The organism is Jatrophihabitans fulvus (assembly GCF_054781375.1).
Genome location: NZ_BAAGUN010000003.1, coordinates 104,961 through 121,595 on the forward strand (window position 1 = coordinate 104,961; position 16,635 = coordinate 121,595).

A 16,635-nucleotide genomic window follows, 5' to 3' on the forward strand; every position below is an offset into this window, starting at 1 on the left:
AACCCTAGCCTCCGGTGGTCTCAGCCGTGCAGCAGCAGCCGCGCGGCGTCCACGTCACCGTGGAAGACGAGCACGTCGAGGCGCCCGTCGCGGCGTTTCGACATGGACGACCGGATGCCGGCGTCCTGCAGCGTGGCGCGCTGCCGCAGCGCGTCCTGCCGGGACAGGCCGCTCTCGATGACCGACAGCAGCCCCAGCGCGGACGACTCGGACGCGTCAGGCGGCAGCTGCGTGATGCGGTGCTTGCGCGACGGCTTGAACACCCATCGCAGGATCAGGCCGAGCGCCAGGACGACGAGAACGGCGGCGATGCCCGAACTCGGATTGTTGCCCATGCATTCATGGTGCCTGAAATGTGGCGTCTCCGCGAAGCTGCGGTTGCGAAGTCCGCCACGTCCGGGAGGCACGGACACCGTGTCGCGCCTATGGTCGGTGGGTTGCCGACACCGGAGGTGCCGCAGTGCCGTTCCCGACCGACGACCAGCGTGACCGCCCCTGGCTCATGCGCACGTACGCGGGCCACTCGTCCGCGGTCGAGTCGAACAAGCTCTACCGCCGCAACCTGTCGAAGGGCCAGACCGGGCTGTCGGTCGCCTTCGACCTGCCGACGCAGACCGGTTACGACCCGGACGCCGAACTGGCGCGCGGCGAGGTCGGCAAGGTCGGCGTCCCGGTGTCGCACGTGGGTGACGTGCGCACGTTGTTCGACGAGATCCCCATGGAGCAGATGAACACCTCCATGACGATCAACGCGCCGGCGATGTACATGCTGGCGCTCTACCTGACCGTCGCCGAGGAGCACGGCGCCGACTTCGCGAAGCTGTCGGGCACCACCCAGAACGACATCATCAAGGAGTACCTGTCGCGGGGCACCTACGTGTTCCCGCCCGCGCCGTCGCTGCGGCTGATCACCGACATGATCGCCTACACCGTCGCGAACGTGCCGAAGTGGAACCCGATCAACGTCTGCAGCTACCACCTGCAGGAGGCCGGCGCGACGCCGGTGCAGGAGGTCGCGTTCGCGCTCTGCACCGCCATCGCCGTCCTCGACTCGGTCAAGGAGTCCGGGCAGGTGCCGGACGAGCAGTTCGGCGACGTCGTCGCCCGCATCTCCTTCTTCGTCAATGCGGGCGTCCGCTTCGTCGAGGAGCTGTGCAAGCTGCGCGCGTTCGGGCAGCTGTGGGACGAGATCACCCGCGAGCGCTACGGCGTCGAGAACCCGAAGCACCGGCGGTTCCGCTACGGCGTGCAGGTCAACTCGCTGGGACTCACCGAGGCGCAGCCGGAGAACAACGTCTACCGCATCCTGCTCGAGATGCTGGCGGTGACGCTGTCGAAGGACGCGCGCGCCCGCGCCGTGCAGCTGCCGGCCTGGAACGAGGCGCTGGGCCTGCCCCGCGCCTGGGACCAGCAGTGGTCGCTGCGCATGCAGCAGGTGCTCGCGTTCGAGTCGGACCTGCTCGAGTACGACGACCTGTTCGCGGGCTCGCACGTGGTCGAGGCCAAGGTCGCCGAGATCAAGCAGGGCGCGAAGGCCGAGATCGAGACCATCCTCGGCATGGGCGGCGCGGTCGCCGCCGTCGAGTCCGGCTACCTCAAGTCGGCGCTGGTGTCGTCGCTCGCGCAGCGCCGCCGCCGGCTCGAGTCCGGCGAGGACACCGTCGTCGGCGTGAACAAGTACACCGAGACCGAGCCGAACCCACTGCAGGGTTCCGAGGACGGCGGCATCCTCACCGTCGACCCGGCCGTCGAGCAGTCGGCCAAGGACGCGATCGCCGCGTGGCGCAAGGACCGGGACGCCCTCGAGGTCGACGAGGCGCTCAACGCCCTGCGCGACGCGGCCAAGACGGACGAGAACCTGATGGCCGCCTCGATGCGCTGCGCGAAGGCGGGCGTCACCGTCGGCGAATGGTCGGGCGTGCTGCGCGAGGTGTTCGGCGAGTACCGCCCGCCGACCGGCGTGTCCGGCGCCAGCGGCGGCGGCCACGAGGGCTCGCTGAGCGACGTGCAGCAGCGCGTGCGCCGGCTGGGCCAGGACCTCGGCCGTCCGCTGAAGTTCCTCGTCGGCAAGCCCGGCCTCGACGGGCACTCGAACGGCGCCGAGCAGATCGCCGTCCGCGCGCGCGACGCCGGCTTCGAGGTCGTCTACTCCGGCATCCGCCTCACCGCCGCGCAGATCATCAGCGCCGCCGTCGAGGAGGACGTCGACGTCGTCGGCCTGTCGATCCTGTCCGGCTCGCACCTGTCGGCGGTGCCCGAGGTCCTGAACGGCCTGCGCGAGGCGGGCCTCGACGACGTGCCCGTCATCGCCGGCGGCATCATTCCCGAGCGCGACGCCGCCGTGCTGCGCGAGCAGGGCGTGGCCCGGGTGTTCACGCCGAAGGACTTCGAGATCACCGACGTGCTCGGCCAGATCGTCGACGCCATCGAGGAAGCCCGCGCCTGACCGTCACGACCACGAGTCCAGCTTCGGACGCTCGACCTCGCCCCAGTCGCCCACGACGACGGCGGCCAGGAAGCCGAGATCCCCGACCGGACCGTTCGGCCTGACGACGACGGACGAACTGGTCCAGCGCCGGTTCGCGCGTTCCATCGTGACCAGCACGGTGCCGTCGTCGTCGGTGAGCACCGTCTGCCGCGGCCACACCTGATCGCGCATGTGCAGGCGGCGGCCGTCGGCCAGGACGATGCGCCGGCGTCGAGCGCTGAACGCGGCGGTACGCACGCGGAGGACGAACGCGCCCGTCCCGTCCAGCACGTCGTAGCGTCGCCGGAACGGCCGCGGCCGCCCTTGGCAGAGCAGTCGGTTGTCGGTCGTCCACACGTCGTACCGGCGACCCGACCGCACCGCGACGAACGCCAGCAGACGACCCGCCCCGTCCGTGATGCCGCGGCGGCGCTCGCGCCCGGGCCCCTGCTCGAGGTCGCCGAAGACGAGGGTCATCAGTTCGCCCGCGCCTGCTTCACGAGGATGCGGTTGGACTCGACGATGCCCACGACGTGCGCGAGCGTCAGCGCCGGGTCGGCGACCTGCACCGCGTACGCGTCCGGGTGGAACGACCAGAAGCCGGCGGTCGCGTCGATGTCGAGCACCACCCGTCCGGACGCGTCGGTGACGTTCCAGTCGCGGCTGGGCCACGGCTCGCCCCGGAGCTCGAACTCCGCACCGGTGCCGAGGGTGATCGTGCGCTTCTTGCTGCTCCAGAAGCTGCCTGCCAGCTCGATCAGCACGTTTCCGGAGGCGTCGGTGACGTCGAACGCCTGCGACATCGGCACGGCACGGCCCTCGCACAGGACGCTCCCGTCCGCGGCGTAGGCGGTGAACTTGCGCGTCCAGAACGACGGTTCGATGCGCGCGACGACCGCGCCCTGCACGTCGTACACGGGGAAGGCGCCGTTCTCCCGCTCGTCGACGAACCCGTAGATCTCGAGTGATTCGCTCATGCCTTCGGTTCTACCGGTGCTCCGGCCGCCTGTCGCCGGGAACGACTCCCCTCCGGGCGCCGGGTAGCCTCGCGCCGTGCGTCTCGTGATCGCCCGGTGCAGTGTCGACTACGTCGGACGGCTGACCGCTCATCTCCCGCTCGCCAAGCGGCTGCTGCTCGTCAAGGCGGACGGGTCGGTGCTCGTGCACTCCGACGGTGGGTCGTACAAGCCGCTGAACTGGATGAGCCCGCCCTGCACCCTCGTCGAGGGCGACGACACCTGGACCGTCACCAACAAGGCGGGCGAACAGCTCATCGTCACCCTCGAGTCGGTCGAGCACGACTCGGCGCACGATCTCGGTGTCGACCCGGGACTCGTCAAGGACGGCGTCGAGGCGCACCTGCAGAAGCTGCTCGCCGAGCACATCACGACCCTCGGCGACGGGTACCGCCTCGTGCGCCGCGAGTTCCCCACCCCGATCGGACCGGTCGACATCCTCGCCCGTGACCCCGGCGGCATGTCGGTGGCCGTCGAGATCAAGCGGCGCGGCGAGATCGACGGCGTCGAGCAGCTCACCCGCTACCTCGACCTGCTCAACCGCGACCCGTTGCTGTCGCCGGTGCAGGGCGTCTTCGCCGCACAGGAGATCAAGCCGCAGGCGCGCACGCTCGCCGAGGACCGCGGCATCCGCTGCGTCGTCCTCGACTACGACGTCCTGCGCGGCATCGACGACCCGAGCGCGCGGCTGTTCTGACACCATCCGGGCCATGGCAGCTGCGAACCTGGTGACCGTTGAACCCGGTGACACCCCGGGCGTCCGCGTGCTGACGCTCGACGACCCCGACCGCCGCAACGCGATGTCGCCGGCGCTGAAGACCGCTCTGGCGGACGCGGTGCAGTCGGTCGCCGAGGACGCGGACGCGCGCGTGCTGGTCGTGACCGGCGCCGGTCCGGCGTTCAGCGCCGGGGCGGACCTGCCGGCGATGTTCGGCGGGGCCGGCGAGCGCCCCATCGCCGAGATGCGCGCACGACTGTCCGACATCTACGACAGCTTCCTGCGCGTGCGTCGGTTGGAGATCCCAACGGTTGCGGCGGTCAACGGCGCCGCTGTGGGCGCGGGCGTCAACCTCGCGATGTGCTGCGACGTGCGCGTCGCGGGTCCGAGGGCCAAGTTCGGCATCACGTTCGCCAAGCTCGGGCTCCATCCGGGCGGCGGGTGCACCTACTTCCTCGTCCAGGCCCTCGGACGGCAGCGCGCCACCGCGATCATCCTCGACGGGGCCACGCTCGACGCCGACGAGGCCGAACGGCTCGGGCTCGTGCTCGAGGTCGTCGACGACCCGCTCGCCCGTGCTCTCGAGCGGGCAGGGGAGTGGGCGGCGCTGCCGCCGCCGCTTGTCCGGGACATGAAGCGCGCGATCGCGTCGGCCGCCGCGAACGACTTCGCCGGCACCCTCGAACTGGAGACGTGGGCGCAGGCGGCGTCCACCCGCGACAACCCGCAGCTCGACGCGGCGATCGCGCGGTTCTCGTCGCGCTGAGCCCGCCGTAGCCCCGTTGACACCCGCGGCGCGCCGGGCGAGGGTGAAACGGACGAAACGGGAGATTCCATGCGCGCACGCCACCTCGCCCAGGTCTGCCTCGCCGCGGCGGCCGCCGCCGTCGTCGCCGTCCCGGCCACGGCCGAACGGCCCACCGCCGCGCCGAAGGCCCTGACCGACACCACGGTCGCCGGCATCGACGTCGACCGCGCCACCGTGCCGCAGCTGCAACGCGCGATGGACAGGGGGCGGCTCACGTCCGTTCAGCTCACCCGCTTCTACGTGAAGCGCATGGAACGCTTGAACCCGAAGCTGCACGCCGTGATCACCACCAGCCGTTCGGCGTTGGACGAGGCCAAAGCCGCCGACCGGGCGCGAAAGCGGGGCGACCGGCGTCCGCTGCTCGGCATCCCGATCCTCGTCAAGGACAACATCGACACCACCGGCATGCCGACCACCGCGGGCTCGCTCGCGCTTAAGGGCAGCACGCCGCCGGACGCGTTCATCGTGAAGCGCCTGCGCGCGGCGGGCGGGTTCGTCATCGGCAAGGCGAACCTCTCGGAATGGGCGAACTACCGCGGCGAGCAGAGCTCGTCCGGGTGGAGCGCCGTCGGGGGCCAGACCAACAACCCGTACGCGCTCGATCGCAATCCGTGCGGCTCGTCGTCCGGCTCCGCCGTGGGTGCGGCCGCCGACCTCGCCACCGTCGCCGTCGGCACCGAGACGGACGGCTCGATCGTGTGCCCGTCCGGCCAGAACGGGGTCGTCGGCGTGAAGCCGACCCTCGGGCTCGCCAGCCGCAGCGGAATCGTGCCGATCTCGGCGCAGCAGGACACCGCCGGCCCCATCACCCGCAACGTCACGGACGCCTCGGTCGTGCTCGGCGCCCTCACCGGCGTCGACAAGGACGACCCCGCGACCGCCGACCAGCGCGGCCACGTGCGCCGCGACTACACCGGCGCCCTGAAGGCGACCGCGCTGAAGGGCGCCCGCATCGGGGTGTGGCGCGAGGGGAACGTCGGCGTCAGTCCCGAGACGGACGCGATCATGGCGCGCACGATCGCCCGGCTGACGAAGTTGGGCGCGACGGTCGTCGACCCGGCGGACATCGCCATCGACGCCGCCTACGACCCCGAGAACACCGCGCTGCAGTACGAGTTCAAGCACGACATCCGCGCCTACCTCGCCGGGACGGCGCCGAAGTACCCGAAGACGCTCGCCGACCTGATCCGCTTCGACCGGCAGCACGCCGCCCGGGAATTGAGATGGTTCGGTCAGGAGATCTTCCTGCAGGCGCAGCAGCGCGGCCCGCTCACCGACCCCGAGTACGTCACCGCCCGGCGGACGGCCACGGACACCGCCCGCAAGGCCATCGACTCGGTGCTCGCGAAGTACCGCCTCGACGCGGTCATCGCGCCGACCAACTCGCCGGCCTGGACGACCGACCTCGTGAACGGCGACCACTTCCTGCTCGGCTCGTCGACCCCCGCCGCCGTCTCCGGCTACCCGAGCGTCACGGTGCCCGCGGGGTACGCGTCGGGGCTTCCCGTCGGCGTGTCGTTCCTCGGCGGACGGTGGGACGAGGCCGGGCTGCTCGGCCTCGCGTACTCCTGGGAGCAGGCCACGCGCGTCCGGGTGAAACCGACCTTCCGGGCAAGCATCCCGTAACGGAATCACGACGGTTTAGCACCTGGCCCCAGCAGGGCATCGATACGCCGACGAAAGGCGGTCGATGACGATGACGTCGGACGAGCACGCCCACCAGCCGGACGCAGTACCGGACGCCGAGCCCGAGCTGCCGGCCTCCGGTGGTTCGCGCTTCACAGGGCGCATCAGCGCGCAGTTCGCGAAGCGTCCGGCGCTCGCCGTCGGGTCCGCCCTCGTCGTCGTGGCGGTGGCCGCCACGGCCGCGGTCGGCCTCGTCGGCGCCGTCGGTGACAAGCCGGCGGATGCCGCGGGCAAGCCCGCGTCCCAGACGCAGAACTCGGCGCTGCAGCCGGTCGGCGACCTGCTGCGGGGCGACAACGACCTGCCGCGGCCCGCGCTGTCGGGCGACCAGGGCGACGCGGGCGTGCCCAAGGGCACCCCGCCGCGCCCGACGACGCCAGTGAAGAACCCGCCCGCGGACGCCGGTCAGGTGAGCACCTACGGCGGCGGTCCCGGCACCCTGACGCCCGTCGGTATCGCGACGCTGGCGATGGCGGCCGGATGCTCGGCCGATTCCGCCGCGATCGCGACCGCGGTGGCCATGGCGGAGTCGGGCGGCAGCCCGTCCGCCCAGGGCGACACCACCCTGATGGACGGCACGTGGGACTGGTCGGCGGGGCTCTGGCAGATCCGCGGCCTCAAGGCCGAGCGGGGCTCCGGCTCCGTGCGTGACTCCATCGCCAACCACCAGCCGGCCAAGAACGCGGCCGCCATGTACGCCATCTCCAGCGGGTGCACCGACTGGAACCCGTGGACGACCTACACCCGCGGCACGTACCAGTCGTTCCTGGCGATCGCCCAGCGCGCCGTCGACTACGTCGTCGGCTACCAGCGCTCCCATGGCGGCAAGCTGCCTGCGGTCGCCGCTCCCGACCCCAACGCGACCATTCCCGTCGGCACCGGCACCGGCACGGGCCCGCAGGGCGGCGCCACCACCGGGGCCGCGGCCGCCGGCCGGTCGTCACGTCCCGCCGGCAACGGCAAGTCGACGGCGAAGAAGAAGAAGAAGCCGTCCGCCCGCACGTCCACGGCGCCCCGCAAGGGCTCCGGCGGAACCGGCGGTGGCGGTGGCGGTGGCGGTGGGGCCGCAGGCGGTGGGGGAGCGACGACCCGCGCCAACCCGCTGCCGTCCTCGACTGCGAAGCTGCCGATCGAGCTGCCGACGAAGCTGCCGACGAAGCTGCCCACCAAGCTTCCGACCAAGCTCCCGACGAAGTTGCCCACCAAGCTGCCCACCAAGCTGCCGACGCTGCTGCCGTCGTCGTTGCTGCCGCTCCCGCTGCCCCCGCTTCCGGGCCTCGGGTGACCTCCGTCCCGCCGGAGACGTCCGGCGGGCGATATCCGCGACGGTGGCGTTAGGGTCCCGGGCATGGCACGAGACTTCCGGCAGGTCGGCGTGGTCGGACTCGGCACCATGGGTGCCGGCATCGTCGAGGTGTTCGCCCGCAACGGACTCAGCGTGGTGGCCCTCGAGAAGGACGACGCCGCGCTCGAGCGGGGCCGGGGCCACGTCGAGGGTTCGACGGGCCGCGCGGTGCGCCGCGGCAAGCTCTCGGAGGCCGACCAGCAGGCGCTGGTCGAGCGCATCAACTTCACCACCGACCTGTCGGCGCTGGCCGAGGCCGACCTGGTGATCGAGGCGGTGCCGGAGCACCTCGAGCTGAAGACGGCGATATTCGGCGAGCTCGACAAGGTGTGCAAGCCCGACACCATCCTCGCCAGCAACACCTCCTCGCTGTCGATCACGCAGATCGCCGTCGCCACCGGGCGTCCCGGCAAGGTCGTCGGCATGCACTTCTTCAACCCGGCGCCGGTCATGAAGCTCGTCGAGGTCATCCGCTCGGTCGTCACCGAGCAGGAGGTCGTCGACGACGTCGAGGCCCTCGTGCAGCGGCTCGGGAAGGTCGACGTCACCGTCGGCGACCGCGCCGGGTTCATCGCCAACGCGCTGCTGTTCGGCTACCTGAACCACGCGGTGTCGCTCTACGAGTCGCATTATGCGAGCCGTGAGGACATCGACGCCGCGATGAAGCTCGGCTGCGGCCTGCCCATGGGACCGCTGGCCCTGCTCGACCTCATCGGCCTCGACACCGCGTACGAGATCCTCGACACGATGTACGCGCAGTCGCGCGACCGGCTGCACGCCCCCCGCCCGATCTTCAAGCAGATGATCATGGCCGGGTTGCTCGGACGGAAGTCGGGCCAGGGCTTCTACACCTACGAGGAGGCCGGGTCGCCGCAGGTCGTCGACGACGCCCTCACGCCGCCCGCCACGCTCGACGCCGACGGCGCCCGCACCGTCGAGAAGGTCGGCGTCGTCGGCTCCGGCACCATGGCCAGCGGCATCATCCAGGTCTTCGCGCAGGCCGGTTACGACGTCACCTTCGTCGCGCGCAGCCAGACGAAGATCGACGGCGTCATCTCGGGCATCACCAAGGGCCTCGACAAGCAGATCGCGCGCGGCAAGCTCGACGAGGCCAGGCGCGATGCCGTTCTCGGCAACATCACCGGCGCCGGCTCCCTCGACGCCCTCGGCGACGTCGACCTGGTCGTCGAGGCCATCGCCGAGGACCTCGCCGTCAAGCAGGCCACGTTCGGTGCGCTGGACGAGATCTGCAAGCCGGGCGCCGTCCTCGCCACGACGACCTCGTCGCTGCCGGTCATCGCGATCGCCGCGTCGACCTCCCGTCCGCAGGACGTCATCGGCATGCACTTCTTCAACCCGGCCGCGGTGATGAAGCTCGTCGAGGTGGTCTCGACCGTGTCGACCGCACCCGAGGTCGAGGCGACCGTGCTGGCGGTCACCGCCAGCATCAAGAAGCACGCCGTGCGCTGCGGCGACCGGGCCGGCTTCATCGTCAACACGCTGCTGTTCCCGTACCTCAACGACGCGATCAAGATGCTCGAGGCGCACTACGCGACCGCCGACGACATCGACGCCGCCATGAAGGTCGGTTGCGGCTACCCGATGGGGCCCTTCGAGTTGCTCGACGTCGTGGGCAACGACGTCTCGCTCGCGATCCAGCGCGAGCTGTTCCGCGAGTTCCGCGACCCGGGCTTCGCGCCCGCCCCGCTGCTCGAACAGCTCGTCACCGCCGGTCGCCTCGGCCGCAAGACCGGCAAGGGTTTCCGGGATTACTAGGAGCCGCCGGCGGACGTGCCGGTGCGTGAGCGGTGCGGACGGGCCAGCCTGCGCCGCTTGACCACCTCGTGGTACTCCTCGGCGATCTCCTCCGCCGTCGGCGCGTCGTCGTCACCCGGATCGCGCGGGTCGTGCTTGTGACACACCGTGTAGCTCGTGCCCTCCAGCTCCACCCGTCCGACCCGCCAGCACCACCGGGCGTGACAGACGCGGGAGCGGTACAGGCCGATGACGCTGCCGACGATCGCGAACTCACCGAGGTCGGACCCGAAGCCCGACCAGAACCCGTACCAGGTGCCGGTGGTGTCGTTGCTGCCGGTGACCGTCAGGAACCAGTCCCAGAGACCCATACCTGGCTGCTACCCGTCCCGCCCGACCGGCGGACCGTAGGTTGGACCACATGCCCAGGAAGAACGCGCGCCGGACGGCACACGCGCGCAGCCTGGGCAGCGGCAGCGTGCAGACGTCCGAGCGGTTCGCGGGCGAGACGTACACCGTGCGCAGCGTCTCGGGGCAGTCGGCGACGAAGGCCTACCGGTGCCCCGGCTGCGCGCAGCTGATACCGCCGGGCACTCCGCACGTCGTCGTCTGGCCGTACGGCGACCTCGACGCCGCCGACCGCCGGCACTGGCACCGCGCGTGCTGGAGCGCCCGCGACCGCCGCACAGCCCGGTAGGCCAAGCCCCGCTGGGTCGGGTGTCAGCCCGCCGGCCGGGGCTGCGGCGGCAGATCGGTGGGCACCGAGGGCGTGCCGGACGGCTGCTCGGCCGTGCCGGACGGCTGCTCGGCCGTGCCGGACCGCGGGAGCGCGGGCTCCTCGGGCGTGGCCGCCCGCGACTCGTCCAACGACGCCCGCAGCCCCGCCGTGAGCCGTTCGAGCTGCGCGTGCACGTCGTCGCGCACGGCGTGCAGCCTGCGCACCTCGTGCGTCGCGTCGGCGACGAGCTGCGCGGCCCGGGCCCGGGCCTCCTCGCCGGTGCGGCGGGCGCTGTCGTCGGCGGCCTGCTTCTGCTCGGCGGCTTCCCGGTGCGCACTGGTGCGCCGGGCGCGGAGGGCGAGTTCGAAGTCCTCGTCCGCCTGCGTGCGCGCGGCCAGCGACTCGGCGTCGAGACGCTGCCGCTCGGCGGCGGACTCGGCGTCGAGCCGCTCCCGCTCGCGCTGCGCCTCGGCCGAGAGCCGCGCCTCGGCCTCGCGGGTGGCGCGCTCGCTCTCGGCCAGTGACGCCTCGACCTCGGCCTTGTGCGCCTCGGACTCGGCGATGCGCCGCTTGTAGGTCTCCTCGGCCTCGCGCAGCCGCTCGGTGGCCTCGCCGGTGATGCGTTCGGCCTCCGCCTGCGCGGCCGCGCGGGTGCGCGCGGCGGCGTCGGCGGCGCCGTTGGTGATCTGCTCGGCGCGGGCCTGGGCGTCGGCGCGGACCTTCGCACCGTCCGACGCGGCCGTCTGCAGGATCTGCGTGACCTTGTCGTCGACGTTGGCCTCGGTGACGGTCTCGCTCGCGGCACGCAGCTGCCGGCGCAACGACTCGATCTGGGCCTGCGCGCTGGCGAGCTGCGCGGCGAGATCGGCGCTGCGGGCCGCGGCGGCGTCGCGTTCGGACGCGGTCGCGCGCAGGTCGTCGTCGAGGCGGCCCAGTTCCCGGTCGACCTGGGGCTTGTCGTAGCCGCGCAGCACCGTGTCGAAGCCGCGGCTCGCGTCGTAGAGCGGCAACAGGTCGGAGTGCGCGTTCGGCTCGCCCATCACCCCATCCTCGCAAAGTGGCCCGGCGGACGACAGCCCGGTGCCCGACCCGGGACCGGGCTGCCGCCCATCGGTTGCCTAACGGTTACGGAACCGGTTGATCGCGTCGACGTGCTGGGCGCGCAGTTCGTGGTCGCGAACGCCCAGGCCCTCCTCGGGCGCCAGGCAGAGCACGCCGACCTTGCCCTGGTGGGCGTTCCTGTGCACGTCCAGCGTGGCCTGGCCGACCTCGGTGAGCGGGTACGAGCGCGACAGCGTGGGGTGGATCTTGCCCTTGGCGATGAGCCGGTTCGCCTCCCACGACTCGCGGTAGTTCGCGAAGTGCGAGGAGATGATGCGCTTGAGGTTCATCCACAGGTAGCGGTTGTCGTACTCGTGCATGTACCCGCTGGTCGACGCGCAGGTGGTGATCGTGCCGCCCTTGCGCGTGACGTAGACGGAGGCGCCGAAGGTCTCGCGGCCCGGGTGCTCGAACACGATGTCGATGTCCTCGCCGCCGGTGAGCTCACGGATGCGCTTGCCGAACCGCTTCCACTCGCGCGGGTCCTGCTCGGTGCCCTCGTCGTTCCAGAACTTGTAGCCCTCCTCGGACCGGTTGATGATCAACTCGGCACCCATGGAGCGGCAGATGTCGGCCTTCTCGTCGTTGGAGACGACGCACACGGGCGTCCCGCCGCCGTTGAGCACGTACTGCGTCGCGAATCCGCCGAGGCCGCCGGAGGCACCCCAGATCAGGACGTTGTCGCCCTGCTTCATGCTGCCGCCGTTCTTGCTCACGAGCTGGCGGTAGGCGGTGCAGTTGACCAGTCCGGGCGAGGCGGCCTCCTCCCACGTCAGGTGGTCGGGCTTGGGCATCAGCTGGTTGGCCTTCACCAGGGCGATCTCGGCGAGGCCGCCGAAGTTCGTCTCGAAACCCCAGATGCGCTGCTCCGGGTCCATCATGGTGTCGTCGTGGCCGTCGGGAGCCTCGAGCTCCACGGACAGGCAGTGCGCGACGACCTCCTGGCCCGGCTTCCACTTCGTCACGCCGGGTCCGGTGCGCAGCACGACGCCGCTGAGGTCGGAACCGACGATGTGGTACGGCAGATCGTGGCGCTTGGTCAGCGGCGACAGCCGTCCGTAACGCTCGAGGAAGCCGAAGGTCGAGACCGGCTCGAAGATCGACGTCCACACGGTGTTGTAGTTGATGGCGGACGCCATGACGGCGACCAGCGCCTCGCCCGGGCCGAGCTCGGGCAGCGGCACCTGCTCGACGTGGATCGACTTGCGGGGGTCCTTGTCGCGGGTCGCGATGCCCTCGAACATGCCGACGTCGTCCTTGTGCACGGTCGCGGCCGTGTAGGACTCGGGCAGGGCGAGCCCGGCGAAATCGTCCTGCGGCGTGTCTCCGGCGAGGATGGCGTTGCGGATGTCGTCCACGGCTGCGGCCTTTCGGGTCGGGGTCGGGCTCGGACGGATGTTACCGGCGGGTAACGCAGTTCAGTGGGCTGATGTGGCGGGCTGCACCAACTCCACCAGCACGCCACGGGCGTCCTTGGGGTGGATGAAGTTGACGCGGCTGTCGGACGTGCCGCGCTTCGGCTGGTCGTAGAGCAGGCGCATGCCGCGCTCGCGCAGCTCGGCCGAGACCGTGTCGATGTCCTCGACGGTGTAGGCCACCTGCTGCACACCCGGACCGTTGCGGTCGATGAACTTCGCGATGGTCGACGTCTCGTTCAGCGGCGCGAGCAGCTGGATGCGCGTGGCGCCGTCGCCGACGGCGAGCATGGCCTCCCGCACGCCCTGCTCCTCGTTGACCTCCTCGTGCACGCTGACGACGCCGAACGTGTCGCGGTAGAAGGCGATCGCGTCGTCCAGGTCGGGGACGGCGATGCCGACGTGGTCGATCTTCGTGAACAGGGGCTCGCTCATGAGGTCTCCAGCTCCTTGACGAGATGCGCGGGGAACGAGAACGGATGCCCGTCCGCCGGTCGCGGCAATGCGGGTCATCGTGGCAATCCCAACCGCTTACGGGCCACCCGGAACGGCGACCCCGTGCCCAGGTTCACACGCGGGCGCGCAACGTCCTCGTTACAGTGACGGCAACTCAATCCGCCGCATCAGGAGGCCATCGGTATGACCGGATCCGTCATCGTCCACGGTGCGCGGACGCCCATGGGGCGCCTGCTCGGCTCGCTCAAGGACTTCTCGGGCGCCGACCTCGGCGGCGTCGCCATCAAGGCCGCGCTCGAGCGCGCCGGGGTGTCGCCGGAGCAGGTCCAGTACGTGATCATGGGCCAGGTGCTGCAGGCCGGCGCCGGCCAGATCCCCGCCCGCCAGGCCGCGGTGAAGGCCGGCATCCCGATGAATGTCCCGGCGCTCACCATCAACAAGGTGTGCCTGTCGGGTCTCGACGCGATCGCGCTGGCCGACCAGCTCATCCGCGCCGGCGAGTTCGACATCGTCGTGGCCGGTGGCCAGGAGTCGATGACCCAGGCGCCGCACCTGCTGCCGAAGTCGCGCAGCGGTTACAAGTACGGCGCGATCGAGATGCTCGACGCGATGGCGTACGACGGCCTCACCGACGTGTTCGACCACATCCCGATGGGCGAGTCGACCGAGCGGCACAACGCGAAGCTCGACCTCACCCGGGAGGCGCAGGACGCGTTCAGCGCGCAGTCGCACCAGCGTGCCGCCCTCGCGCAGAAGAACGGGGTGTTCGACGACGAGATCGCGCCCGTGTCGATCCCGCAGCGCAAGGGTGACCCGATCGAGTTCCGCGAGGACGAGGGCATCCGCGCCGACACCACCGCCGAGAGCCTCGCCAAGCTGCGCCCGGCGTTCACGAAGGACGGCACGATCACCGCCGGCTCCGCCTCCCAGATCTCCGACGGCGCCTGCGCGGTCGTGGTGATGAGCAAGGCGAAGGCCGAGGAGCTGGGCCTGACCTGGCTGGCCGAGATCGGTGCCCACGGCAACGTCGCCGGTCCGGACAACTCGCTGCAGTCGCAGCCGTCGAACGCGATCAAGCACGCGCTCGAGAAGGCCGGCAAGCAGGTGTCCGACCTCGACCTCATCGAGATCAACGAGGCCTTCGCCGCCGTGGGTCTGCAGTCGATGAAGGACCTCGGCGTCGGCGACGACATCGTCAACGTCAACGGCGGTGCCATCGCCCTCGGCCACCCGATCGGCATGTCCGGGGCGCGTCTCGCGCTGAGCCTCGCGCTCGAGCTCAAGCGTCGCGGCGGCGGCCTGGGTGCGGCGGCGCTGTGCGGCGGCGGCGGGCAGGGCGACGCGCTGCTGCTGCACGTCCCCGCCTGAGTTGGCACGGTCGCGTCGCGGCGCACCCGACGTCGCGGACCTCGTCGAGCGGACGCGTGCGGGTGAGCCGCGCGCCGTCGCGCGGTTGATCTCGCTGGTCGAGAACGACTCGCCCGCGCTGCGCGACATCGCCGCCGCGCTCGCGCCGCACGGCGGTCACGCGCAGGTCGTCGGCCTCACGGGTTCGCCGGGCGTCGGCAAGTCGACGTCGACGTCCGCGCTGGTCGCCGCGCTGCGGGCCGACGGCAAGCGCGTCGGCGTGCTCGCGGTCGACCCGTCGTCGCCGTTCTCCGGCGGCGCGCTGCTGGGCGACCGCGTCCGCATGCAGGACCACGCCACCGACGAGGGCGTCTTCATCCGCTCGATGGCGTCGCGCGGGCAGTTGGGCGGCCTGTCCGCGGCGGTGCCGCAGGCGCTGCGCGTGCTCGACGCCGCCCGCTGCGACGTCGTCCTGGTCGAGACCGTCGGCGTCGGGCAGGCCGAGGTCGAGGTGGCCTCGCTCGCCGACACCACGCTGCTCGTCGTGGCGCCCGGTTTCGGTGACGGCATCCAGGCCGCGAAGGCCGGCATCATCGAGATCGCCGACGTCTTCGTCGTCAACAAGGCCGACCGTGACGGCGCCGACCAGGTCGTGCGCGACCTCAAGGGCATGCAGTCGCTCGGCGGACGCCACTCGGCGGCCGGCGCGTGGCGTCCGCCGATCGTCAAGACCGTCGCGTCCCGTTCCGAGGGCGTCGACGACGTCGTGGCCGCCATCGACAAGCACCGGTCGTGGATGGAGGAGTCGGGCGAGTTCGAGCGGCGACGCCGCACCCGCGCCGCCGCCGAGATCGAGGCCATCGCGCTCGGCACCGTCCGCCTGAAGCTCGAGCAGGTGCACGGCAGCGCCGCACTCGACGAGGCGGCCGCCCGCGTGGTCGCGGGCGGCACGGACCCCTACACCGCGGCCGACGCGCTGGTCGCCGAGCTCTAGCCCGACCGACGATCGGCCGCCGCGCCCAGCGACTCGGCGATCTTGCCGAGAAGTCGTGGCCACCCCCCGGCCGTACGTGACAGAAGCTCGTAGACGTCGAGGTCACCCGGCACCGAACGCGCTGCGACGTGCAGGTCGTGCTCACTCATCTCGTGGGTGAGCACGAGCAGGGTCCCCCCGGACACGGCGGTGAGCTCGTAGGTGACCACCGCGTCGGGGTTGAGGTGGTGCCAGTACGTGTGGGCGAACAGGTGCGGCGGCTCCACCCTCAGCACGCGATCGACCACCCGGTCGCCGCTCTTGTGATGGCTGACGTAGTCGCCGCCGACGCGCAGGTCGATCTCGGGACGGTGGCCCCACCAGGCGCCGATCTCGGCGGGGTCCGTGACGGCGCTCCAGACCGCCTCGACAGGGTGCGGGAGGAAGCGTTCGTAGCGCAGGACGATCCGGTCGGCCGGACGATCCTCGGTGTCGGTCATTCGGTCCTCCTGTCGAGGTGGGTTTCGAGGGCGTCCAAGCGGTGCGTCCAGACCCGGTCGAAGGCACGCACCCACTCGTCGAGTTCGCGTACGCCCGTGGGCTCGATGCGGTACCTGCGCCGCTGCGCATCGACCCGGCTCGACACGAGTCGCGCCTCCCGGAGCACCCGAAGGTGCTTGGAGACCGTGGGCTGCCCTATGCCCAGCGTCTCGACGAGCCGGCCCACCGTGTGCTCGCCGTCCCGGAGGGCTTCGAGCAGCCGGCGTCGCGTCGGGTCGGCCACGGCCGCGAAGACGTCCACTCCTGGTGTATACGTGCGCAGGCATATG

At 71.3% G+C, this 16,635-nt stretch carries 18 protein-coding genes and 1 pseudogene; 9 read left to right on the forward strand and 10 right to left on the reverse strand.

Translation table 11 applies throughout. The features are described 5' to 3' along the window. Positions 1-20: 20 nt before the first annotated feature. Positions 21-335, reverse strand: coding sequence for a hypothetical protein (locus ACYVP9_RS12425; RefSeq protein ID WP_460605184.1), 315 nt, complete (start codon positions 333-335; stop codon positions 21-23). A gap of 125 nt (positions 336-460) precedes the next feature. Here ACYVP9_RS12425 and ACYVP9_RS12430 point away from each other — a divergent pair, with 125 nt between their 5' ends. Further along, positions 461-2,446: a protein meaA gene (locus ACYVP9_RS12430; RefSeq protein ID WP_460605185.1), complete on the forward strand. Its 1,986-nt coding sequence runs from the start codon at positions 461-463 to the stop codon at positions 2,444-2,446. Positions 2,447-2,449: 3 nt separating this feature from the next. Here the strand turns inward: ACYVP9_RS12430 and ACYVP9_RS12435 are convergent, their stop codons facing one another. Together ACYVP9_RS12435 and ACYVP9_RS12440 are read right to left on the reverse strand one after the other, a co-directional pair. Continuing rightward, positions 2,450-2,944, reverse strand: a complete 495-nt coding sequence (locus tag ACYVP9_RS12435) for a hypothetical protein (protein ID WP_460605186.1) — start codon at positions 2,942-2,944, stop codon at positions 2,450-2,452. After that, positions 2,944-3,444: an LURP-one-related/scramblase family protein gene (locus ACYVP9_RS12440; RefSeq protein WP_460605187.1), complete on the reverse strand. Its 501-nt coding sequence runs from the start codon at positions 3,442-3,444 to the stop codon at positions 2,944-2,946. Before ACYVP9_RS12440 ends, ACYVP9_RS12435 begins: the two co-directional genes overlap by 1 nt. 76 nt (positions 3,445-3,520) lie before the next feature. Between ACYVP9_RS12440 and nucS the strand changes: the two genes are divergently transcribed. From nucS to ACYVP9_RS12460, 4 genes are all read left to right on the forward strand, one after another. Next, positions 3,521-4,180: an endonuclease gene (gene nucS, locus ACYVP9_RS12445; protein WP_460605188.1), complete on the forward strand. Its 660-nt coding sequence runs from the start codon at positions 3,521-3,523 to the stop codon at positions 4,178-4,180. A gap of 13 nt (positions 4,181-4,193) precedes the next feature. Continuing rightward, positions 4,194-4,967, forward strand: coding sequence for a Clp protease/crotonase-like domain-containing protein (locus ACYVP9_RS12450; RefSeq protein ID WP_460605189.1), 774 nt, complete (start codon positions 4,194-4,196; stop codon positions 4,965-4,967). A 69-nt stretch (positions 4,968-5,036) separates the two neighbouring features. Next, positions 5,037-6,635 (forward strand): amidase, encoded by a 1,599-nt coding sequence (locus tag ACYVP9_RS12455; protein WP_460605190.1) that lies wholly within the window; start codon positions 5,037-5,039, stop codon positions 6,633-6,635. Positions 6,636-7,164: 529 nt separating this feature from the next. Beyond that, positions 7,165-7,980, forward strand: a complete 816-nt coding sequence (locus ACYVP9_RS12460; RefSeq protein WP_460605526.1) for a hypothetical protein — start codon at positions 7,165-7,167, stop codon at positions 7,978-7,980. Here ACYVP9_RS12460 and ACYVP9_RS12465 read toward each other — a convergent pair. Beyond that, positions 7,872-8,102: pseudogene (locus tag ACYVP9_RS12465) on the reverse strand (hypothetical protein); the annotation flags it as partial. The gene ACYVP9_RS12460 and the pseudogene ACYVP9_RS12465 sit on opposite strands and share 109 nt — an antisense overlap. On the opposite strand from ACYVP9_RS12465, the gene ACYVP9_RS12470 reads away from it, so the two are divergent. Next, positions 8,044-9,816 carry a 3-hydroxyacyl-CoA dehydrogenase family protein gene (locus tag ACYVP9_RS12470; RefSeq protein ID WP_460605191.1) on the forward strand — a complete coding sequence of 591 codons (1,773 nt, stop codon included), beginning with the start codon at positions 8,044-8,046 and terminating at the stop codon, positions 9,814-9,816. The pseudogene ACYVP9_RS12465 and the gene ACYVP9_RS12470 sit on opposite strands and share 59 nt — an antisense overlap. Here the strand turns inward: ACYVP9_RS12470 and ACYVP9_RS12475 are convergent. Next, positions 9,813-10,166: a hypothetical protein gene (locus ACYVP9_RS12475; protein ID WP_460605192.1), complete on the reverse strand. Its 354-nt coding sequence runs from the start codon at positions 10,164-10,166 to the stop codon at positions 9,813-9,815. The genes ACYVP9_RS12470 and ACYVP9_RS12475 overlap by 4 nt on opposite strands. Positions 10,167-10,216: 50 nt before the next feature. On the opposite strand from ACYVP9_RS12475, the gene ACYVP9_RS12480 reads away from it, so the two are divergent. Then, positions 10,217-10,492, forward strand: coding sequence for an ATP/GTP-binding protein (locus ACYVP9_RS12480; protein ID WP_460605193.1), 276 nt, complete (start codon positions 10,217-10,219; stop codon positions 10,490-10,492). 23 nt (positions 10,493-10,515) lie between these two features. Here the strand turns inward: ACYVP9_RS12480 and ACYVP9_RS12485 are convergent, their stop codons facing one another. The 3 genes from ACYVP9_RS12485 to mce form a co-directional block, all read right to left on the reverse strand. Beyond that, positions 10,516-11,553: a coiled-coil domain-containing protein gene (locus ACYVP9_RS12485; RefSeq protein ID WP_460605194.1), complete on the reverse strand. Its 1,038-nt coding sequence runs from the start codon at positions 11,551-11,553 to the stop codon at positions 10,516-10,518. A gap of 78 nt (positions 11,554-11,631) precedes the next feature. Continuing rightward, positions 11,632-12,972 (reverse strand): crotonyl-CoA carboxylase/reductase, encoded by a 1,341-nt coding sequence (ccrA, locus tag ACYVP9_RS12490; RefSeq protein ID WP_460605195.1) that lies wholly within the window; start codon positions 12,970-12,972, stop codon positions 11,632-11,634. A 60-nt stretch (positions 12,973-13,032) separates the two neighbouring features. Further along, the gene (gene mce / locus ACYVP9_RS12495; RefSeq protein ID WP_460605196.1) at positions 13,033-13,464 is read right to left on the reverse strand and encodes a VOC family protein; all 432 of its coding nucleotides are present in this window, start codon (positions 13,462-13,464) and stop codon (positions 13,033-13,035) included. Between the two features lie 204 nt (positions 13,465-13,668). On the opposite strand from mce, the gene ACYVP9_RS12500 reads away from it, so the two are divergent. Continuing rightward, complete coding sequence (locus ACYVP9_RS12500) at positions 13,669-14,853, forward strand: acetyl-CoA C-acetyltransferase (protein WP_460605197.1); 1,185 nt, start codon at positions 13,669-13,671, stop codon at positions 14,851-14,853. Between the two features lies 1 nt (position 14,854). Then, positions 14,855-15,826 carry an ArgK/MeaB family GTPase gene (gene meaB, locus ACYVP9_RS12505; RefSeq protein ID WP_460605198.1) on the forward strand — a complete coding sequence of 324 codons (972 nt, stop codon included), beginning with the start codon at positions 14,855-14,857 and terminating at the stop codon, positions 15,824-15,826. Here the strand turns inward: meaB and ACYVP9_RS12510 are convergent. Beyond that, positions 15,823-16,305, reverse strand: coding sequence for an SRPBCC family protein (locus tag ACYVP9_RS12510; protein ID WP_460605199.1), 483 nt, complete (start codon positions 16,303-16,305; stop codon positions 15,823-15,825). The genes meaB and ACYVP9_RS12510 overlap by 4 nt on opposite strands. Beyond that, the gene (locus tag ACYVP9_RS12515; protein WP_460605200.1) at positions 16,302-16,607 is read right to left on the reverse strand and encodes an ArsR/SmtB family transcription factor; all 306 of its coding nucleotides are present in this window, start codon (positions 16,605-16,607) and stop codon (positions 16,302-16,304) included. The genes ACYVP9_RS12510 and ACYVP9_RS12515 overlap by 4 nt, the downstream gene beginning before the upstream one ends. Positions 16,608-16,635: the final 28 nt, after the last annotated feature.